Consider the following 18884-nt stretch of genomic DNA (forward strand, 5'->3'; position numbering starts at 1 on the left):
GCCCGTTTACGGGCGCACCTCAGGGATGAGGTGCGTAATCTCCCGCGCTGAGCCTGCCATGGATGGCGTCTTTTGCGTCTTTGCGAAAGGCGTATGCTCCCTGAGCCTGCCCTTTAACGTCAAGGTGATGGTTTAGTCCTTAATGCCGATGTGCTTCCCTGAGCTGCCCTTTATTCACTAAATCCAACCCATAAAAAAACCCGGCAGCCGCCGGGTTTTCACTGACCTTCATCCAGCCGGATTAAACGTCATACAGCGTCTGATTACGCGTCTCTTTACAGGCGAGCAATGCAATCAGCGTCAGCACGGCCATCGACGCCAGATAAAGCCCTACCGCCTGCAAACCATAATGCGCATTTAGCCAGGTCGCGATATAAGGCGCAACAGAGGCACCCAGAATCGATGAGAGGTTATAAGAGAACGATGCGCCGGTATAACGCACTTCCGTCGGAAACAGCTCCGGCAGCAGGGCGCCCATCGGACCAAAGGTCAGGCCCATAATGCTCAGACCCAGCAACAGAAACGCCATCACCAGCGCCTGCGATCCGGAACCGAGCATCGCCGGGAACAGGAACGAAAACGCGATAATCATCAGCGTAATGGTAATCATCGTCTTGCGGCGACCAAAACGGTCAGCCAGCAAACCGGCAATCGGCACCATCACTCCAAAGCCAATCACCGCCAGCATCAGCATCCACAACATACTATTACGCGGAATACCCAGACCGGCCGGTGCTGCCGTGGTGCCGTAGCTCATCGAATAGACGGTCATGATATAGAACAGCGTATAGGTCGCCAGCATGATAAAGGTGCCGAGAATGGTGGCGGTCAGATGCTTGCTCAGCAGCGCCGCAATGGGCACCCGAACCTGCTTCTTCTCTTTCTGTACTTTGGCAAACACCGGACTCTCATGCAGCGAAACGCGCACATACAGGCCAATCAGCACCAGCACGGCGGAGAGAATAAACGGCACGCGCCAGCCCCACTGCATAAACTGCTCGTCGGTCAGCAGCCACGAAAGCAGCAGAAAAGTGCCGTTAGCGAAGAAAAAGCCAATCGGCGCACCCAACTGAGGGAAGGAGCCATAAAGCGCACGCTTCTTCGCCGGGGCATTTTCCGTCGCCAGCAGCGCTGCGCCACCCCATTCACCACCCAGTCCCAGTCCCTGACCAAAACGCGCCAGCGCCAGCAGCAGCGGAGCCATCACGCCGATGGTTTCATAGCCGGGCAGCAGACCAATCACCACGGTGGAGATCCCCATGGTCAGCAGCGAGGCAACCAGCGTGGCTTTGCGACCCACGCGATCGCCAAAGTGACCAAACACGGCGGAGCCAATCGGACGCGCGATAAAGGCGATAGCAAAGGTGGCCAGCGACTGTAGCGTCGCGACCGTGGCATCACCCTGCGGGAAGAAAATGTGCGGGAAAACAATCACCGCAGCAGTGGCATAAATATAAAAGTCGAAGAACTCGATGGCCGTTCCGACCAGCGAGGCAATCACCACTTTACTGCGTGAGTTAACCGGCGTGGGATCCTGCTGTTTGTCGAGCGTGTCTGTGAGGGAGGCTTGCATAACTGTTTCTTATTTGTAAATACAGACAAAGAATCTTACGCATCTGCCAGAGCGCATTCAATGAAGAAAACCCGCGCCGCGTCTGGCTTCAGCGGGCAAAAAGAGGATAATTTCTGAGGTGCGGCTAATGTCGGGTGATACCGGGGTAATCCGGACGATATCTGGCGGGATACTCTACGAAAGGGCTAAATAAAAGTGACCCCTCAGCTATTCATCCTGTTATCTGGTTAAAAAATAGCCGAGAGGTAATATTTTCCGCTGCTGTTAACGGATTACGATGATTTGTGTCGTGACGCGCTGCCCGCTTCAGGCATTTGTGGGTCGTCTTTATATTTGGCAGTGGCGATCCATGCCGCACAGAACAGCGTCAGACGGGCGAAGAAGTAGAAAAACGCCATCAGGCCGAGCACGGAACCAAAGGCCGCACCGGAAGGCGAGGTCGCCAGCTTGGGCAGCGTCAGCGTCATCACAAACTTGATCACCTCAAAACCGATTGCCGCCAGCAGAGTGCCGCGGAACAGCGCTTTCTTACGCGGCTTATGACGCGGCAGGATCCAGAAAATCCACAGGAACAGCAGATAGTTAGCCATAACGGAAATCGAGGTGGCGATAATGGTCAGGGCAGGCCGTAACCAGTCGACACCGTCCAGCCCCAGTGCGCTGACGATCATTGCCTGCGCAGAACCGGCTACCGAGGTCAGCGACAGCGTAATCACCAGCGCCAGCATCAGACCGGTCAGCGACAGGAAATCGCGGATATAGCGCTTCCAGATCTTCTCTTTGTCATCCGGTTTGCGTTCCCACACGTCGCGCGACTGGGCACGAATCGCTTCGCGCAGGTTACCCATCCAGTTAAGACCGGAGTAGAGCGCCAGCAGTAAACCGGTAATACCCACGGTGGCACGCTGCTGAATGGCGGTATTTACCGTATTCTTCAGCGTGGTGGCCAGCGTCGGGTCGCTGATGCTGCTGACGATTTTGTTGATGATATCGGTCAGCAGATCCGGGTTCGATGCCAGCACAAAACCCACGGCGGCAAACGACACCATCAGAATGGGGATCAGCGATAAAAAAGAGAAATAGGTAATGGCCGCGCCAAACTGGCTGCCGAGCCGATCATTAAAGCGGTCAAGGGCGCGAATAAAATGCGCCACTGCCGGGATCGCCTGAAACCAGGCGGCAAAACGCGACACGCGCACTATCGAATGATCAACCGTCTCGTTGCCGGTTTTAATATCGATAAGTGGTTTTTGCGGCTGCGTATCCTGCGGGTTTTCCTGCTTGTCTGTCATAGACCTTCACTGTCCTGTTTATCATTAAAATCAAAGTATAGCCGCTCAGGTGACGTACTCCTGTAACACCTGACTCAGCCACTCCATAAAAACCCGCACGCGACGCGCCACATTGCGCCGGTGCGGATAGAGCAGGTGGATCGGCATCGGTCTGGCGGGAAAGCGATGCAACACTTCTACCAGCTCGCCTCTTTCCAGTAATGTCTGAATCCCGGCGGCAGGCACCTGAATAATGCCTAACCCCGCCAGACAGGCGGCGCGATAGGTTTCGGTGCTGTTCACGGTGACCACACCGCCGGTGTGAACATAGTGACACTGCCTGCCATCAAAATATTCAAAACCCGGTGAGGCCTGACCCAGTTGCTGGCTGTAATGCACCATCGCATGCTGCGACAGCTCTTCCAGCCGGATCGGCATGCCAAAACGCGAAAGGTAGCCAGGGCTGGCGCAGTTGATCAAGGTATGGGTACCAATTTTTCGCGCAATCAGGCCAGAATCTTTGAGTTCGCCGACGCGGATTACGCAGTCAAACCCTTCCCGGATCACATCCACCTGACGGTCGCTGCTGCTCAGCTCAATCTCTACGCCGGGGTAGTGCTGCAAAAATTCCGGCAGCCGTGGCAGGATAAAACTGGTGGCCATTGCCACTGACATATCAATCCGGAGTTTACCGCTGAGCGAGGCAGGCTCGTGCTGGAACAGGCTGTCCATATCGTCAATCATCGACAATAAATCAAGACAGCGATCGTAATAGACCAACCCGTCCTGGGTTAGTTGCACCCGGCGCGTGGTGCGATGCAGCAAACGTGTTGCCATTTGATTCTCCAGCGCCTGTATCTGCCGCGAAACGCTGCCTTTGGGGACACCTAAACTCTCTGCTGCGCGGGTAAAACTGCCCATTTCGGCCACCCGCACAAACACCTGCATTGCGTGAATTTTGTCCATGTTGTTCACCGATTGTTGTTTTTATTGAAACAGTGATGCGCATTTAACACTGTTTATAGATCAATAATTCGCGAATATCCTTAACCTGTGTTCAATTTTTCAACAGGTGTGAGAGATGAATCAGAAAGTGGCGTTAATTACCGGTGCAAACCGCGGTTTAGGCCGTAATGGTGCGTTAAAACTGGCGGCCAGGGGGACAGACATTATCCTGACTTACCGCAGCCATGCCGATGAGGCGCAGACGGTAGTGAAGGAGATCGAGGCGCTGGGACGACGTGCAGTGGCGCTGGCGCTGGACGTCGGCGAAACCGGTCAGTTCGATCGCTTTGTCGGCCAGGTGAAAGAGGCACTGCAACAGCAGTGGCAGCGTGAGCGCTTTGACTATTTAGTGAACAACGCCGGACACGGACACTACAAGCCATTTACCGACACTACCGAGGCGGAATTTGATGCGCTGGTTAATGTGCATTTCAAAGGGCCTTACTTCCTGACCCAGAAGCTGCTGCCGCTGATCAACGACGGTGGCCGCATCCTGAATATCTCCAGCGGTCTGACCCGGCTGATCTATCCTGGCTCCTCGACCTATGCGTCGATGAAAGGGGCGATGGAAGTACTGACGCGCTACCAGGCGAAGGAGCTGGGCGAACGACGCATTCGCGTCAATATCCTGGCACCTGGCGCGATAGAGACCGACTTTGGCGGTGGCCGGGTACGCGATACTCCCGAGATTAACAATCAGATTGCCGGGCTCACGGCGCTGGGCCGGGTCGGACTGCCGGATGATATCGGCGACGCCATCAGCGCGATCCTCAGTGACGAAACCGGCTGGATCACCGCTCAGCGTATTGAAGCTTCAGGCGGGCAGGGGATTTAACCGCTGGCGGCATCGCGGAAAGCACCCCGCGACGCCGCCGCCTTTTACAGCGTAATGGTGCCATCGATGACGGTTACCGTATTACCGCCAATCCAGATGGTCTCACCATTAAAGGTTACGTTCACCCGACCGGCACGCTGCAGGGCAGTACCCTGACGCACGCGATAGGAGATGGTATGGCCTGCGGCTGCAAAATACCGCGCCAGACAGGCGTTGGCGCTGCCGGTCACCGGATCTTCGGTCAGGCTGCCATTTTCCACCAGCAGGCCACGCACTTCATACTGTTCATGCTCGCCCGAGGGCAAACGGCCAAAGGGCATCACGCCCGAGACACCCGCATGTTTTATCAGGCGCTGCAAATCGCTGACATTGGGCTGCAGCGCCAGCACGGCCTCGGCGCTGACCATCGGCACCAGCAGCCAGCGGATACCCATATCCACCACGGTCGGGCTTTGCGTCAGATCGAACGCATCGCTGTTTAAGGCGTTACTCATCAGCGCATCCTGCCATGGCATCAGGGTGGCAGCAGGCGCGGCAAAGGCCAGTCCGCCCGTCTCATTAATCTTCACCGTCACGTTGCCGACACCACACTCCTGAACGATTTCACCCGGCGTACGGGTTGGCCAGCCCGCCTCCAGCAGCGCGTGTGCGGTGCCCAGCGTTGGGTGACCGGCAAACGGCAGTTCGCCTTCAACGGTAAAAATACGCACCCGGTAGTCCGCCTCTTCATGTTGTGGCGGCAGCACAAAGGTGGTTTCCGACAGGTTAGTCCAGCGGGCAATCGACGCCAGCTGGCTGTCGCTTAACCCCTGAGCATCCATAATCACCGCCAGCGGATTGCCATTAAAGGCTGCTGAGGTAAACACATCGACTTGCTTAAACGCGACCTTCATGATGACTCCTTGCGATTGGGTTCAGTGCGGCCTTTTCTCTGCCGGATGATTGCTTATAACAGCTAACAGCGTTATCAATAAGTTAAAGAGTTTACCGGAGACTGTGAATGCTAACGATCCTGGGACGCGCCTCCTCAATCAACGTGCGCAAAGTATTATGGCTGTGTGACGAGCTTGACCTTGATTACCAGCGCGAAGAGTGGGGCGATGGATTCCGCTCAACTCACCTGCCCGAATTCATGGCACTCAACCCCAATGCGATGGTGCCGGTACTGAAAGATGATGACTTTGTGATGTGGGAATCCAACGCCATCCTGCGCTATCTGGCGAACGCCTATGGTGGCGAGTGGCTCTATCCTCATCATCCGCAAACGCGTGCGCCTGTCGATCAGTGGATGGACTGGCAGTCCACCGAACTCAACACTTCATGGCGCTACGCATTTATGTCGCTGGTGCGAAATTCACCGGCTCATCAGGATCCACGTCTGCTGGCCGCGGCCAGCAAAGGCTGGGCACATACCATGAGCATTCTCAATCAGCAGCTGGAAAAAACCGGTCGTTACGTTGCCGGGCGTAATTTCACGCTGGCAGACATTCCGATTGGCCTGGCGGTGAACCGCTGGTTTGAAACCCCGCTCGAACACCCTGATTATCCGGCGGTACGCACCTATTACGAACGCCTGACTGAACGCCGCGGCTATACCGTCTGGGGCCGCAACGGCACACCCTGAGTCTCGCCGCATGCGACTCCCGCCAGTTCACAGGCGATTTCGCCCGCGCGTCTGATTGCCCAGCTGTAGCGCGCATCAAACGGATAGCAGCAGGAGAGGCGCAGTGCATGGTTGTAGCGCTCGCTCAGCGAATAGAGCGCGCCGGGCGTGACGCAAATCTGCTCCTGCAGCAGCCGATCAAACATCTCGGTGGTATTTACGCCGCCCGGTAACTCGACCCAGAAGACGAAGCCACCGCGCGGCAGCGTCGCGCGGGTGCCCTCCGGGAAGTAGCGTGCGATCAGTCCCCGCGCCTCATCCAGATTGGCCGCGTAGCGACGACGCAGCGTGCGCAGATGGTGGTCATAACCGCCGGAAGCAAGAAACTCCGCCAGCGTTTCAGAGAGCAGGGCGGATTCTGCCATCGACGACACCGCTTTCAGTCGGGCAATCGCATCATGAAAACGGCCAGCGGCGGTCCAGCCAATACGGAAATCGGGCGCCACAGTTTTGGTGAAGCTGGTGCAGTAGATCACCCAGCCGTCGCGATCAAAGGCTTTTACCGCGGGCGAGAGCGGCCAGTCGAACTGCAACTCGTCATACAGCCCATCTTCTATCAGCGGAATGTGGTAAGTATTCACTAACTTCGCCAGCCGCTTCTTGTTCTCCAGCGACATGCCGCAGCCCAGCGGGTTCTGCGCGCTCGGCATCGCAATCAGCGCCTTAATTCGCTGCTCCTGAAGCAGCATCTCCAGCGCATCCAGCGACAGCCCATGCTGCGGATCGGTGGGGATTTCCAGCGCCTTAAGGCCCAGTGAAGCCAGCAGCGGGAAGAGGAAAAAGTAGGTTGGCGACTCCAGCCCCACGCAGTCGCCGGGCTGCGTGACCGCCCGCAGCGCCAGCTGAAGCGCCTCCATACAGCCGTGGGTCAGGGTGATCTCATCGGCGGTGAGCGTCTGTCCGGCGTGCAGCGCCCGTCGCGCAATCTCCTCCCGTAAGCGCTCACTACCGGGCGGAAGCGCATAGCGCCCAATCATGTTCGGATGACGGCGCAGCAGTGAGGCGGTAATCCGGGCAATACGCGCCGCAGGAAACAGCTCACTATCCTGGGGGCAGGCCAGGGAAATATTGATGTAGTCGGGATGGTTCTGCGCCGCAAACACCTTATCGATCAGGTCGAGCTTGCCGCTGCTGGGGTCGCGTACCCGGGTTTTATGCTGACCATGACGGGTCACGGCGGGCAACACGCCGCGCACGTAATAGCCCGACTGGGGACGCGCCTCAATCAACCCGCGATCTTCCAGCAACTGCCAGGCATTCAGTACCGTATTGACACTGACCTGATGTGACTGGGCGACGCGGCGGATCGCCGGCAGACGTTTGCCGGGTTTCAGCGTGCCCTGATGGATAGCCTCAGCGAAGCTGTCTGCCAGCTGCTGATAGAGCGGCTGATCGGAAGTGGGAGCAAGGGACACAGTAGCCTCCGGATTGGATGGGTACAATTGCTGTTAACGGGAACTGTAACCATAACAATAGTGATTTTGTGTCACTGTTACCATCCCTTTTCCCGCCGTAGCATAGAACTCTGTCTGTTTTCAGGAGAGTCACCATGCTCGATCCCTCTTTCTTCAGTTACGTTACCGTCATGTCGATTACGCCAGGCCCGAACAATCTGCTGCTGGCGACCTCAGGCGTCAATTTCGGCATGCGCCGCACGCTGCCGATGGTGTTTGGCATACTGGTAGGTTGTGCGCTGCAAACGGTGATCGCCGGCGTCGCACTGGAGGTCTTACTGCACTGGATGGCGGCGATTCGCCTGCCGCTGACGCTGGCAGGCTGTGCCTATCTGTTGTGGCTGTCATGGAAGATTTTCCGTGCGGCAGCACCTGAAGTGCGCAGCAAGCCGCAGCCCATGACGCTGCTGGGCGGTGCCTGTTTCCAGGCGATCAATCCCAAAGCCTGGCTGATGGCGACCAATGTGGCGCTGTTGTACAGCGCCAGCAGCGGCGTGCTGACGGTGATGATCGGCTTTATGCTGCTGAACCTGCCCTGCATTCTGATCTGGGCTGCGCTGGGCGATCGCCTGCGCAGCCATCTGCAGATTGCCTGGAAGCGTCAGTTATTTAACAGCCTGATGGCGCTGTCGCTGGTGGCGACTACCATCTGGATGCTGACCGACGCCTTGCTGGCCGCTTAATCGGGTGCACCAGGTGCTGTGGCCGACGGCCATTTCCAGTTCTGCACCTCCGGCACATCTTCACCGTGTTCACGCACATAGCGATGATGCTCAGCGATGCGCTCCTGCAGATCGTCCAGCAGCTCAGGATGCGCATCGGCCAGGCCAGGCACGCGAAGAATCGCCTCCTGCGCCAGATGATAGCGGTCAAGCTCGTTCAGCACCGTCATATCAAATGGCGTGGTGGTGGTTCCCTCTTCATTAAAGCCGCGCACATGGAAGTTGCGGTGGTTAGTTCGCGAATAGGTCAGGCGATGTATCAGCGTCGGATAGCCGTGGAAGGCGAAGATCACCGGTTTATCCGGGGTAAACAGCGCGTCGAATTCCGCATCAGATTTGCCATGCGGATGCTGATCCTGCGGCTGTAGCGCCAGCAGATCGACCACGTTCACCACGCGGATACGCAGTTCGGGCAGCATACCGCGCAGCAGATCCACCGCCGCCATCGTCTCCATGGTCGGCACATCACCGGCACAGGCCATCACCACATCCGGCTCCTCATGCTCTGGCGTGGTGCCCGCCCAGCGCCACTCGCCCATGCCCGCTTCACAATGGGTTACCGCACTCGCCATGTCCAGCCACTGCGGCGCAGGCTGCTTGCCCGCAACAATCACATTGATGCGGTCCCAGGTGCGCAGGCAGTGATCGCCAACCCACAGCAGCGTATTGGCATCGGGCGGCAGATAGATGCGCACAATGTCCGCTTTTTTATTGGCTACGTGATCGATAAAGCCCGGATCCTGATGGCTGTAGCCATTGTGATCCTGTCGCCAGACGTGTGAAGAGAGCAGATAGTTCAGCGACGAGATCGGCTTACGCCAGCCCAGTTTACGCGAGACTTTCAGCCACTTGGCGTGCTGGTTAAACATCGAATCGACGATATGAATAAAAGCTTCATAACAGTTAAACAGCCCGTGGCGGCCGGTCAGCAGATAGCCCTCAAGCCAGCCCTGACACTGATGCTCACTGAGAATTTCCATCACCCGGCCATCACGCGCCAGCTGTTCATCGTAAGGCTCTGTTCGTTCCAGCCAGGTACGGCTGGTCACGTCGAAGACCGGCGTCAGGCGGTTAGAGGCAGTTTCATCCGGGCCAAACAGGCGGAAATTATCGCGGTTGCGCTGGAACAGCACGCTGAGATAACGGCCCAGATGCTCAGTGGCCTGCGCCATCTGTGCGCCTGGCTCGCTGACATCGCAGGCAAACTCCGCGAGTTCAGGCGCATCCAGCTCACGGCGCAACAGGCCGCCATTGGCATAAGGCGAAGACCCCATGCGTTTATCACCTTCCGGTGCCAGCGCCTGCAGTTCCGGCTTTAAGCGACCCTGTTCATCAAACAGGTCGTCTGGCTGATAACTCCGCATCCACGTCTCAAGGATCTGGCGATGACCTTCATCTTCACGACAGGCCGCGACGGGAACCTGATGCGCCCGCCAGAAATCCTCCACTTTCTTGCCGTCGACCGTTTTGGGGCCGGTCCAGCCTTTGGGGCTGCGCAGGATAATCATTGGCCAGCGCGGCACCCCGGTGGTGGCTTTGCCCTGACGCGCCTCGCGCTGATAAGCAGCGATTTTACTGAAAGCACTATCCAGCGCCTCCGCCATCAGCGGATGCATTTTTTCAGGCTCATGCCCGCAGACGAACAGCGGCTCGTAGCCGTAGCCACTGAACAACTGGTGCAAATCTTCATCGCTGCTGCGACCCAGCAGCGTCGGGTTGGCGATTTTGTAGCCATTGAGATGCAGAATCGGCAGGACCGCGCCGTCACGTTCAGGATTCAGGAATTTAATGCCGTGCCAGCTGGAAGCCAGCGGGCCGGTCTCCGCTTCGCCGTCGCCAATCACGCAGGGTACAACCAGCTCGGGATGATCGAAGGCCGCGCCAAACGCATGGGAGAGCGAATAGCCCAGTTCACCGCCTTCATTAATCGAGCCAGGCGTTTCCGGTGCCGCATGACTGGGAATGCCCCCCGGAAAAGAGAACTGTTTGAACAGACGCTGCATGCCTGCCGCATCCTGAGTGATGTGCGGATAAATCTCGCTGTAGCTGCCCTCAAGCCAGGTATTCGCCACCATACCGGGGCCGCCATGTCCTGGTCCGCAGATGTAGATCATATCCAGGTTTTGCTTCCGGATAACACGGTTGAGGTGGGCATAGATAAAATTCAGGCCTGGCGTGGTGCCCCAGTGACCCAGCAGACGCGGTTTAATGTGTTCCGGCCTGAGTGGCTCACGCAACAGCGGGTTATCCATCAGGTAAATTTGTCCGACGGAGAGGTAGTTTGCTGCCCGCCAGTAGCGGTCGAGCAGCGTGAATTCCGGTGAAGCAGGGGAGTAAGACATGCAGTTTCCTCCTGATCGTGCAGCTAAAAGATGCCTTAACCCTAATAGAGAATGCCCGGATCGACCAGGTAACCGGCCAATAAAAAAGGCCCCGCAGTGCGGAGCCTTTTTATCAATGGCGCTGAATTATTTGCCGACGACGAACGCGGTTTCCCGTCCTTCATCGTTTGCCGCCATCGGGGTAACCGGCGAATAGTCGAGCTGCAGAATCCGGCTGGTTTCGGCTAACACTTTCTCTGTCAGCGCTACGTCACCGTTCAGCTTACGTCCCCAGGATGGGATCACCGCACGGATTTTATTCTGCCATTCCGGCGAAGCCATCTGCTCAGGACAGACCTTGTGCAGCAGCTCCAGCATGATCGGTGCCGCCGTAGAGGCGCCAGGCGATGCACCCAGCAGTGCTGAAATCGAGCCATCCTGTGAGGCGACCACTTCGGTGCCCAGGCGTAACACGGCGCCCTCTTTCTCATCTTTCTTGATGATCTGCACACGCTGACCGGCAGTCACTAAGCGCCAGTCCTCCTGCTTCGCCTGCGGCACATAGGCGCGCAGGGCGTCCATCCGGTCGCGATCGCTTTGCAGCACCTGATCCATCAGGTATTTCACCAGATCAAAACTTTTCAGTCCCACTTTCACCATCGGCAGCATATTGCTGCTGTTCAGTGAGGTGAACATATCCATCAGCGAACCCTGCTTCAGGAACTTAGTCGAGAAGGTGGCGAACGGACCAAACAGCAGCACCTGCTTGCCATCCAGCACGCGGGTGTCGACGTGCGGCACGGACATCGGCGGCGCACCGACGCTGGCTTTGCCATAGACCTTGGCCATGTGCTGCGCGACGACCTGCGGATTTTCCGTTACCAGGAATGAACCGCCCACCGGGAAACCAGCGTAACCGTTGGCTTCCGGGATGCCAGCCTTCTGCAACAGCGGTAACGCTGCGCCGCCAGCACCGATAAATATTCTACCCGCCGTCAGTGTGCGACGCGTGCCGCTGTTCAGACACTGCAGCGTCACCTGCCAGCGACCGTCGGCGAGCTGCTTCAGCTCACGCACTTCCTGACGCAGACGCAGCTGGAAATTCGCTTTCTTCTCTAACGAGGCGATCAGCTGACGGGTGATTTCACCGAAGTTCACGTCGGTGCCCATCTCCGTCCAGGTCGCGGCCACTTTCTGGCTGCGGTCACGGCCATTCATCACCAGCGGGATCCAGCGGGCAATCTGCTGCGGATCTTCGGAGTAGGCCATGCCACGGAACAGGGTGCTTTTCTGCAGCGCCTTAAAGCGCTTGCGCAGGAAGTCGACATTGTCGTCACCCCAGACAAAGCTCATGTGCGGCGTACTGTGAATAAAGCTTTTAGGGTTGCGCAGGTTGCCTTTCTGGACCTGATAAGCCCAGAACTGGCGGGAAATCTGGAACGATTCGTTGATCGTTACCGCTTTAGTGATGTCGATGCTGCCATCCGCCTGCTGAGGCGTATAGTTCAGCTCCGCCAGCGCCGCATGACCGGTGCCCGCGTTATTCCAGCCGTTGGACGACTCTTCGGCCACGCTATCCAGCCGCTCCACCATTTCGATGGACCAGTCTGGCTCTAAATCCTGCAGCCACGCGCCGAGGGTAGCGCTCATCACACCTGCGCCAATCAGCAGCACGTCAACGTCTTTGCGCTCCTGCGCGGTAGTAGTGGTGTCCTTTGCCATGGCACTCATCGCGAGCGCAAGGTTTACAGCTGAATTGCACATGAGGCGACATCTCCTCTTCTGTTGACCTGAAGCCCAACAGTTTCGCAGGCGAAATAGTCACGCTTCTTACGAGCGCGTTGCGCTATTTCTCAAAGGTTAAGTCTCAGGTATAGGGTTAAAGCGGTAATAACGCGTTAACTGCACGTTATGCTTTGTCATCCGAATATAACATTCTCGCATCTGAATTAAACATTTGTTTATTTTTTAAATGCAGAAATGATTCAGCATAAGAATTAATCATCAGGGCTGGCAGCGTATTAGGAGTTTTTTAGTGTGAAGTCAGTGGTTTAACAAAAATAGCATGTTGCTGAAAAGCTCCATGCTGGTGCAACGCCGGAATGGATATGAACCGTGCGGAATTATTTAATTAGCTGAAATTTAGCGATTTATTATGCAGTAAGGAATAACGGGAATCGGGAGCAGAGCGCCTGAAAGGCCGCTTGTGTAAAAATAATGTTACATTTTTGTGAGTCTGAAAATGCGTGCACACCGGCGCACGCATCGGATTCACTTATGACAGACTGGCGCTGGCGGGCAACTTTTTCAGACTTATCGCCATGCGGTTGTAGGTGTTCATCAGACCAATCGCGATGTTCAGATCGACAATCTCTTTTTCACTGAAGTGCGCTTTCAGTGCGGTATAGCGGTCGTCTGGCGCACCCTGCTGAGCAATCAGGGTCAGGCATTCAGCCCAGTGCAGGGCAGCCTTCTCTTTATCACTGAACAGCGTACCGGATTCCTGCCAGACCGAGGTCAGTACGATCTTATCCCAGCCCATGCCCGCTTTATTCAGCGCTTTGGTATGTAAATCAATACAGTAGGCACAGCCATTAATCTGCGATATGCGCAGGAACAGCAGTTCCAGTAAAGTGAGCGGCAGATCGGTTTGTGCCAGATAGCTGTATACGCCGCCCAGCGCTTTCATGCCCGCCGGTGCTGCACTGTGAAAATCGATACGTTCGCTCATCTTATTGCCTCATTCAGGGTTGATAAGGCGATTTTCAGCCTTTCAATGGAGCAGATAAAGTGCCAAAAAATGAGAGTCTGACTGGTCCATCGCCGCTTTCCACGCTGACACTGCAGCGCGGCGCGTCACGTGGCCTCAGTGAACAACTGCGTCAGCTGATTGAACAGGCGATTGGTGAAGGACGTTTACAACCTGGCGCGCGTCTGCCTTCCTGTCGCGATCTGGCGGCTCAGCTCGGCGTGGCGCGTGGCACCGTTCGCGCCAGTTACGACATGCTGGTTGATGGTCAGTTTCTGCAGGCCAGAGGCGCGGCGGGTACCTTCGTCAGCCCATTACCGCCGTTAAAACCGGTCAGCGCCGATGCTGAACGCCAGCTGCTGGAAGGTGCAGAGGAGTATGAAGCGCCACCGCTGACCTTCCAGATGGGCATTCCTGCCAGCGATGCATTCCCGGCCAAAGTCTGGCTGCGCATTCTGCAGCGTCAGACGCGCCTGCAGGTCAGCAGACCGGCCAGCTATCCCGATCCCCGCGGCAGCTTAGCGTTGCGGCAGGCGCTGGTGGCCTACCTTGCGGTGGCACGCGGCCTGCGCTGTCAGGCGGACCAGATCATTATTACCAGCGGCTATGCTGGCGCAATGGGACTGATTGGGCTGGTGATGAATTTTCAGGGTAAAACAGCATGGCTGGAAGATCCCGGATTCTGGGTGGCGCGTCGCGCGGTTGAAGCGCTGCGCGTCACGCCGGTTGCCGTGCCGGTTGATTCCGAAGGGTTGCAGGTTGAGGCCGGGATTGCCCGCGCGCCGGATGCCGCTTTTGCGCTGGTCACGCCGGGACAGCAGGCGCCGCTTGGTATGACGATGAGCCTGGCACGCCGGCATGCCCTGCTTAACTGGGCCAGCCGCGCGCAGCGCTGGATTATCGAAGATGACTATCTCGGCGAGCTTCAGCCCGGCAATCGCGCCGCGCCGGCACTGGCCGCGCTCGACAGCCAGGGGCGGGTGTTGCACATCGGCACGTTCAGCAAGACGCTGACGCCGCAACTGCGGCTCGGTTTTATGGTGGTGCCACCCGCTCTGACGGCCCGGTTCGGCGAGGTCTGCGCGTTGCTTTCGCCTGCCTCCTCCGGATTGCTGCATAATGCGGTGGCGGAATTTCTGCGGGATGGCCACTTTATGCGGCATCTGCGGCGGATGAAGCGCGTCTATCATGAGCGGCTGGAGCAGATGATCGCGGCGCTGCATCCTCACTTTCCTGACCTGCAACGCGCCGGGCTGGCGGTGATTGTTCGTTTACCCGCCGGTTCACCGGATCAGGTGATTGCGCAGCAGGCGGTGGAGTGGGGCATGGCGCCGTCGCCGCTGTCGATCTGGTATCAGCAGGCGGATCAGCGCTGTGCGGGCCTGCTGCTGGGGGCGGCACATCTGCCACGTGAAGGTTATGCGTGCAGTGCCGAACGGCTAAAGGCGCTGGTCGATGCGTATCCTGCTGTCAGCCCCTGAACCAGCGACGCCAGACAAAACGGATCACAAAAAACTCCAGTGCGCCCAGCAGCAAAAACCAGACGCAAAACACCACCGTATAGAGCTGATTCAGGTCCTGCAAATGCAACATCTGCAACAGATGCTGCGCCACCGTCACGCTAAAGGCGGGCGCGGGCAGCAGCAGCGCCGAGAGAAAGCCCAGCAGTAAAATGCCACCAGGCACGATCAACGTTTCAAAAGGGTTATTCATAACCGGTATCCCATATTTATCAGCCCGGCATTTTCCGGTAAACGGCGACACGGTTCAATGGTGGCGCGCTGCTTCGTGCGCATCCGGCATGCTGCATGGCCAGAAAAATGGTCAGAAAATGCTTTGCTACCATCGACTTAGCGCGATTCATAGCGGATGATAAGAGTTATAGCCTTTGCTATACTTAAATCCCTGATTTTACTGTCTTTTTATCTTTGGGTTTGCATGATAGACTGCGCCCACTTTTTCATAACTGAACACTTTGTGTGGTGAATTCAGCGTGAATTGCCGCTTTTTCGCCCCAGGTGAATAAATCATGACCTTTATTGCCACTTTAATTCTTGCGCTGGGCATGTCGATGGACGCGTTTGCTGCTGCTCTGGGCAAAGGTGCCACATTGCATCGTCCCGGTTTTAAAGAAGCGCTGCGTACCGGTCTGATTTTCGGCTCAATTGAAGCGCTGACGCCGCTGATTGGCTGGGCGCTTGGCCTGGCCGCCAGCCGTTACATCATGGCGTGGGATCACTGGGTTGCCTTCATTCTGCTGGCGTTTCTGGGTGGCCGCATGATGATGGAAGGCTTCCGTCAGACTGCCGTCGCAGAGCCCTGTGAAGCCCCGCAAAGCCATGGCTTTATGGTACTGGCTACCACCGCGGTAGCGACCAGCCTGGATGCGCTGGCTGTCGGTGTGGGTCTGGCTTTCCTGCAGGTGAACATCATTACTACCGCGCTGACCATTGGTGCAGCCACTACGGTGATGGCGACGACTGGCGTATTAGTCGGGCGCTTTATTGGTCCGGTCCTGGGCAAATGGGCGGAAGTGCTGGGTGGAGTAGTGCTGATAGCTGTCGGCTCCACCATTCTGTTGCAGCATCTCGGCTACACCGCGTAGGGCTTTTGCACATAAAACCGTCATTTTTGTGATCTGGTTCAAATTTATTTGCTGTTAAAACGCACAGGAGCTATACTTTTTCGGTATATGTTCAACTAAATTTGAATCAGGTGTTCCATGAAACGTATTTTTAAACACGTGTTCCGCGCTTACGTTGAGACGTTCAAACACGTACCGCCGGGTGCCATGTACTAAGCACCCCGCAAGAAACCCTCGATAATCGCGGTCAGGGATCGACCTGTGATTATCACCTTTTCTGCTTCTGCTGATTTAAACCCGCGCTTTCGCACTTCTGGTGCATCCTGTTTATTGCTACCCCTCTCCTTCTGATTGCCGTTATGCGCCACTTTGAGCCAGAAACGGACGTTGCTGCAGTGATCTAATCTGCCCGGGAGATTTCCGGATGCCAGACAAAATGGCGGCATACCTTAAACAGGAAACACGCACTTTTAATGGGTCACGGGAGTGCCTGTGCCGAAGCTAAGATTCACGTTTAACACTGATCATTCTTCCTGAATACTTCAGTAAACCATTCGATAAAGACCCGGACCTTAGGCGGAAGATAGCGTCTGTCAGGGTAGAGTATTGAAACCGGTTTCGTCACTGTCGCATAACCCGATAATACTTCCTTCAGCTGGCCTGTTTCGAGGCAGGGCTTTAATGCCGTATATAATGCGTGAAGCATGCCGAGGCCCGCCACGCCACAGGAAAGAAGTACGTCAGAATTGTTAACTCGTACGCTGCTTCCCGGATGCCGTGAAACAATTTCGCCGTTCATAACGAATTTCCATTCCTGAATGTCCCGACTGTGTTCATTAAAAAAATAAATGGCTTTATGGTCTTTAAGGTCATCAGGCGTTAAAGGAGTGCCATATTTATCCAGATAAGAGGGTGCTGCACAGGTGACCATCTGCAGGCTGCCCATTCTGCGCGAAATAAAATTCGAATCAGCAAGCTCACCGAGACGAATAACACAGTCGACACCCTCTGTAATTAAATTGGTCAGGCGATCTGAAGCGGTTAAGACTATTTCAATTTCAGGATATAAAGCCTGAAACTCGCTTAATTGTGGGATCAGGATACTGTGTGCCAGCGCCAGTGGAACATCAATGCGCAGCTGGCCACGAGGTCGCTGATTTGAAGAGTAAGAAGCCATTATATCGCTGGCATCACTCAGCAGCGTTTTAGCCCGCTGATAAATTTCTTCCCCTTCAACGGTCACACTCAGACTGCGCGTGGTGCGGTGCAATAGCTTAACGCCAAGCTTGTCTTCCAGCTGTTGTACGGACTTACTGACCGCAGGGCGATGCAGCTGCAAGGCGTCAGCGGCCCGGGTGAAACTACGGAATTCAACGACGTGAACAAAAATATCCATCAATTCCAGCATGTTCGAGCGCATCATTTAACTCCACAAAAAATATTCCTGCCGAAATAGTGTATTGCGGATTATATCTCATTCCGATTGTTTCTCCTGCAGTAACACTGAAGTCCTTTTACGTGGCTTTTTACGCCCGCCTGCTTTTTTTATCATCACCCTATTCGATGCATACACATGGGAAATGACAAAATGAAAGCATGGTTACTGAAAGATTTTGGCCTTGAAAACTTAAAGCTTGAAGAGGTGGAAACGCCTGTACCCGGTCCGGGTGAACTTCTGGTTAAAGTTGGCGCGGTGTCTCTGAACTTCAGGGATAAGGCAATAGTAGAGGGCTTCTATGAGCCTCATCTGGTTCCAAAGCCACTGATTCCTGTCTCGGATGCCACGGGCACCGTTGTTGCCACGGGACAGGGTGTATCCCGTTTTAGCACGGGTGATCGCGTTAACTCGCATCTCTATTCACGCTGGTTAGAGGGTGAACCTGCAGCCGATGAGCCAGCATGGTGTATTGGAATGCCGTTACCCGGTGGGCTGGCTGAGTACATGATCATTCATGAGGACAGCGCAGTTAAAGCGCCTGACAGCATGACAGATGAAGAAGCCTCTACACTTCCCATCGCTGCACTTACGGCATGGTACTCGCTAATGGATATCGGCAATCTGCAACCCGGTCAGACCGTGCTCGTACAGGGAACCGGTGGTGTATCGGTCTTCGCTGCTCAGATAGCGCATGCCTATGGTGCACGTGTCATTGCCACCTCCAGTAACGATGCAAACCTTGAACGCATTAAATCACTGGGAGCCGATGAAGGAATTAACTATAAAAAATACCCTGAGTGGGAAAGAAAAGTGCTTGAAATGACTGATGGTAAAGGCGCTGACGTAACGATAGATGTCGCCGGGGGCAATGGCATCAATCAGTCAATTGCTGCGACAAAAGTTGCCGGTACGATTGCTCAGGTAGGATTTCTGACCGGCCAGACAGCACAACTTGATTTGATGCCGTTAATTTTCCGTCAGACAAAGATCCGGGGTATTGCGGTTGCACCACGCTCCTCGTTTGATCGGATGAATCCGTTCCTCAATAAACATAATATCAAACCCGTCATTGAACAGGTTTACAGCTTTAATGAGGCGGTTGAAGCCTTCCGGCACCTCTCCCGTGGTGCATTTGGCAAAATCGTCATTAGAATTAGTGACTGATAACGACTTTTTATTCCTCAATTCTGGCAGTTTTTACTGACTGCCAGATACTTTTTAATCCCACTCTCACCGCGTTAAACCCCTTCTCAAAGCGTGCTTATATTC

17 protein-coding genes are annotated in these 18884 nt (G+C 55.7%); 7 read left to right on the plus strand and 10 right to left on the minus strand.

Annotation, left to right across the window (positions count from 1 at the left end):
* Window positions 1–241: 241 nt before the first annotated feature.
* From ACR8BN_RS01055 to ACR8BN_RS01065, 3 genes are all read right to left on the minus strand, one after another.
* The gene (locus ACR8BN_RS01055; RefSeq protein WP_010671462.1) at window positions 242–1573 is read right to left on the minus strand and encodes an MFS transporter; all 1332 of its coding nucleotides are present in this window, start codon (window positions 1571–1573) and stop codon (window positions 242–244) included.
* Window positions 1574–1845: 272 nt separating this feature from the next.
* Window positions 1846–2865 carry an inner membrane protein YhjD gene (gene yhjD, locus ACR8BN_RS01060; protein WP_064704076.1) on the minus strand — a complete coding sequence of 340 codons (1020 nt, stop codon included), beginning with the start codon at window positions 2863–2865 and terminating at the stop codon, window positions 1846–1848.
* A gap of 45 nt (window positions 2866–2910) precedes the next feature.
* Entirely contained in the window at window positions 2911–3810 is a 900-nt protein-coding gene (locus tag ACR8BN_RS01065; RefSeq protein WP_010253546.1) for a LysR family transcriptional regulator, read from the minus strand.
* A 115-nt stretch (window positions 3811–3925) separates the two neighbouring features.
* On the opposite strand from ACR8BN_RS01065, the gene ACR8BN_RS01070 reads away from it, so the two are divergent.
* On the plus strand, window positions 3926–4684 hold the full coding sequence (locus ACR8BN_RS01070) for an SDR family NAD(P)-dependent oxidoreductase (RefSeq protein WP_031593767.1): 759 nt from the start codon (window positions 3926–3928) through the stop codon (window positions 4682–4684).
* Window positions 4685–4728: 44 nt separating this feature from the next.
* Here ACR8BN_RS01070 and ACR8BN_RS01075 read toward each other — a convergent pair whose 3' ends face one another.
* On the minus strand, window positions 4729–5577 hold the full coding sequence (locus tag ACR8BN_RS01075) for a PhzF family phenazine biosynthesis protein (protein ID WP_207091150.1): 849 nt from the start codon (window positions 5575–5577) through the stop codon (window positions 4729–4731).
* A 107-nt stretch (window positions 5578–5684) separates the two neighbouring features.
* On the opposite strand from ACR8BN_RS01075, the gene ACR8BN_RS01080 reads away from it, so the two are divergent.
* On the plus strand, window positions 5685–6308 hold the full coding sequence (locus tag ACR8BN_RS01080) for a glutathione S-transferase family protein (RefSeq protein WP_064704078.1): 624 nt from the start codon (window positions 5685–5687) through the stop codon (window positions 6306–6308).
* Here ACR8BN_RS01080 and ACR8BN_RS01085 read toward each other — a convergent pair.
* Window positions 6275–7762, minus strand: a complete 1488-nt coding sequence (locus tag ACR8BN_RS01085; protein ID WP_163793840.1) for a PLP-dependent aminotransferase family protein — start codon at window positions 7760–7762, stop codon at window positions 6275–6277. The two genes, ACR8BN_RS01080 and ACR8BN_RS01085, sit on opposite strands and share 34 nt — an antisense overlap.
* 134 nt (window positions 7763–7896) lie before the next feature.
* Between ACR8BN_RS01085 and ACR8BN_RS01090 the strand changes: the two genes are divergently transcribed.
* Entirely contained in the window at window positions 7897–8484 is a 588-nt protein-coding gene (locus tag ACR8BN_RS01090) for a LysE family translocator (protein WP_031593770.1), read from the plus strand.
* Here ACR8BN_RS01090 and ACR8BN_RS01095 read toward each other — a convergent pair.
* From ACR8BN_RS01095 to ACR8BN_RS01105, 3 genes are all read right to left on the minus strand, one after another.
* Window positions 8481–10865, minus strand: a complete 2385-nt coding sequence (locus tag ACR8BN_RS01095) for a phosphoketolase family protein (RefSeq protein WP_137230668.1) — start codon at window positions 10863–10865, stop codon at window positions 8481–8483. The genes ACR8BN_RS01090 and ACR8BN_RS01095 overlap by 4 nt on opposite strands.
* 126 nt (window positions 10866–10991) lie before the next feature.
* On the minus strand, window positions 10992–12608 hold the full coding sequence (mqo, locus tag ACR8BN_RS01100) for a malate dehydrogenase (quinone) (protein WP_031593772.1): 1617 nt from the start codon (window positions 12606–12608) through the stop codon (window positions 10992–10994).
* A gap of 511 nt (window positions 12609–13119) precedes the next feature.
* On the minus strand, window positions 13120–13575 hold the full coding sequence (locus ACR8BN_RS01105) for a carboxymuconolactone decarboxylase family protein (protein ID WP_039389685.1): 456 nt from the start codon (window positions 13573–13575) through the stop codon (window positions 13120–13122).
* 59 nt (window positions 13576–13634) lie between these two features.
* Between ACR8BN_RS01105 and ACR8BN_RS01110 the strand changes: the two genes are divergently transcribed.
* Window positions 13635–15074 (plus strand): PLP-dependent aminotransferase family protein, encoded by a 1440-nt coding sequence (locus ACR8BN_RS01110; RefSeq protein ID WP_434747246.1) that lies wholly within the window; start codon window positions 13635–13637, stop codon window positions 15072–15074.
* Here ACR8BN_RS01110 and ACR8BN_RS01115 read toward each other — a convergent pair.
* Entirely contained in the window at window positions 15064–15306 is a 243-nt protein-coding gene (locus tag ACR8BN_RS01115) for a DUF1158 domain-containing protein (RefSeq protein ID WP_083070524.1), read from the minus strand. The genes ACR8BN_RS01110 and ACR8BN_RS01115 overlap by 11 nt on opposite strands.
* 316 nt (window positions 15307–15622) lie before the next feature.
* On the opposite strand from ACR8BN_RS01115, the gene mntP reads away from it, so the two are divergent.
* The gene (mntP, locus tag ACR8BN_RS01120; RefSeq protein ID WP_031593031.1) at window positions 15623–16198 is read left to right on the plus strand and encodes a manganese efflux pump MntP; all 576 of its coding nucleotides are present in this window, start codon (window positions 15623–15625) and stop codon (window positions 16196–16198) included.
* Window positions 16199–16315: 117 nt separating this feature from the next.
* A complete protein-coding gene (azuC, locus tag ACR8BN_RS01125; protein ID WP_111534772.1) occupies window positions 16316–16393 on the plus strand; it encodes a stress response protein AzuC in 78 nt (25 codons plus the stop codon).
* A 298-nt stretch (window positions 16394–16691) separates the two neighbouring features.
* On the opposite strand, the gene ACR8BN_RS01130 is transcribed toward azuC, so the two are convergent.
* On the minus strand, window positions 16692–17597 hold the full coding sequence (locus ACR8BN_RS01130) for a LysR family transcriptional regulator (RefSeq protein ID WP_143991379.1): 906 nt from the start codon (window positions 17595–17597) through the stop codon (window positions 16692–16694).
* Between the two features lie 168 nt (window positions 17598–17765).
* Between ACR8BN_RS01130 and ACR8BN_RS01135 the strand changes: the two genes are divergently transcribed.
* Window positions 17766–18779, plus strand: a complete 1014-nt coding sequence (locus ACR8BN_RS01135) for a zinc-dependent alcohol dehydrogenase family protein (protein ID WP_022623962.1) — start codon at window positions 17766–17768, stop codon at window positions 18777–18779.
* The last annotated feature ends 105 nt before the right edge of the window (window positions 18780–18884 follow it).

It is taken from the genome of Pantoea sp. Lu_F5_004, assembly GCF_051136245.1.
Taxonomy (GTDB): Bacteria; Pseudomonadota; Gammaproteobacteria; order Enterobacterales; family Enterobacteriaceae; genus Pantoea; species Pantoea agglomerans.

Coding starts and splice junctions, on each gene's coding strand:
- ACR8BN_RS01095 (WP_137230668.1), bottom strand. CDS start 10,865: ATGTCTTACTCCCCTGCTTCACCGGAATTCACGCTGCTCGACCGCTAC.
- mntP (WP_031593031.1), top strand. CDS start 15,623: ATGACCTTTATTGCCACTTTAATTCTTGCGCTGGGCATGTCGATGGAC.
- ACR8BN_RS01130 (WP_143991379.1), bottom strand. CDS start 17,597: ATGCGCTCGAACATGCTGGAATTGATGGATATTTTTGTTCACGTCGTT.
- ACR8BN_RS01135 (WP_022623962.1), top strand. CDS start 17,766: ATGAAAGCATGGTTACTGAAAGATTTTGGCCTTGAAAACTTAAAGCTT.
- ACR8BN_RS01065 (WP_010253546.1), bottom strand. CDS start 3,810: ATGGACAAAATTCACGCAATGCAGGTGTTTGTGCGGGTGGCCGAAATG.
- mqo (WP_031593772.1), bottom strand. CDS start 12,608: ATGTGCAATTCAGCTGTAAACCTTGCGCTCGCGATGAGTGCCATGGCA.
- ACR8BN_RS01055 (WP_010671462.1), bottom strand. CDS start 1,573: ATGCAAGCCTCCCTCACAGACACGCTCGACAAACAGCAGGATCCCACG.
- ACR8BN_RS01070 (WP_031593767.1), top strand. CDS start 3,926: ATGAATCAGAAAGTGGCGTTAATTACCGGTGCAAACCGCGGTTTAGGC.
- ACR8BN_RS01080 (WP_064704078.1), top strand. CDS start 5,685: ATGCTAACGATCCTGGGACGCGCCTCCTCAATCAACGTGCGCAAAGTA.
- ACR8BN_RS01090 (WP_031593770.1), top strand. CDS start 7,897: ATGCTCGATCCCTCTTTCTTCAGTTACGTTACCGTCATGTCGATTACG.
- azuC (WP_111534772.1), top strand. CDS start 16,316: ATGAAACGTATTTTTAAACACGTGTTCCGCGCTTACGTTGAGACGTTC.
- ACR8BN_RS01075 (WP_207091150.1), bottom strand. CDS start 5,577: ATGAAGGTCGCGTTTAAGCAAGTCGATGTGTTTACCTCAGCAGCCTTT.
- ACR8BN_RS01115 (WP_083070524.1), bottom strand. CDS start 15,306: ATGAATAACCCTTTTGAAACGTTGATCGTGCCTGGTGGCATTTTACTG.
- yhjD (WP_064704076.1), bottom strand. CDS start 2,865: ATGACAGACAAGCAGGAAAACCCGCAGGATACGCAGCCGCAAAAACCA.
- ACR8BN_RS01105 (WP_039389685.1), bottom strand. CDS start 13,575: ATGAGCGAACGTATCGATTTTCACAGTGCAGCACCGGCGGGCATGAAA.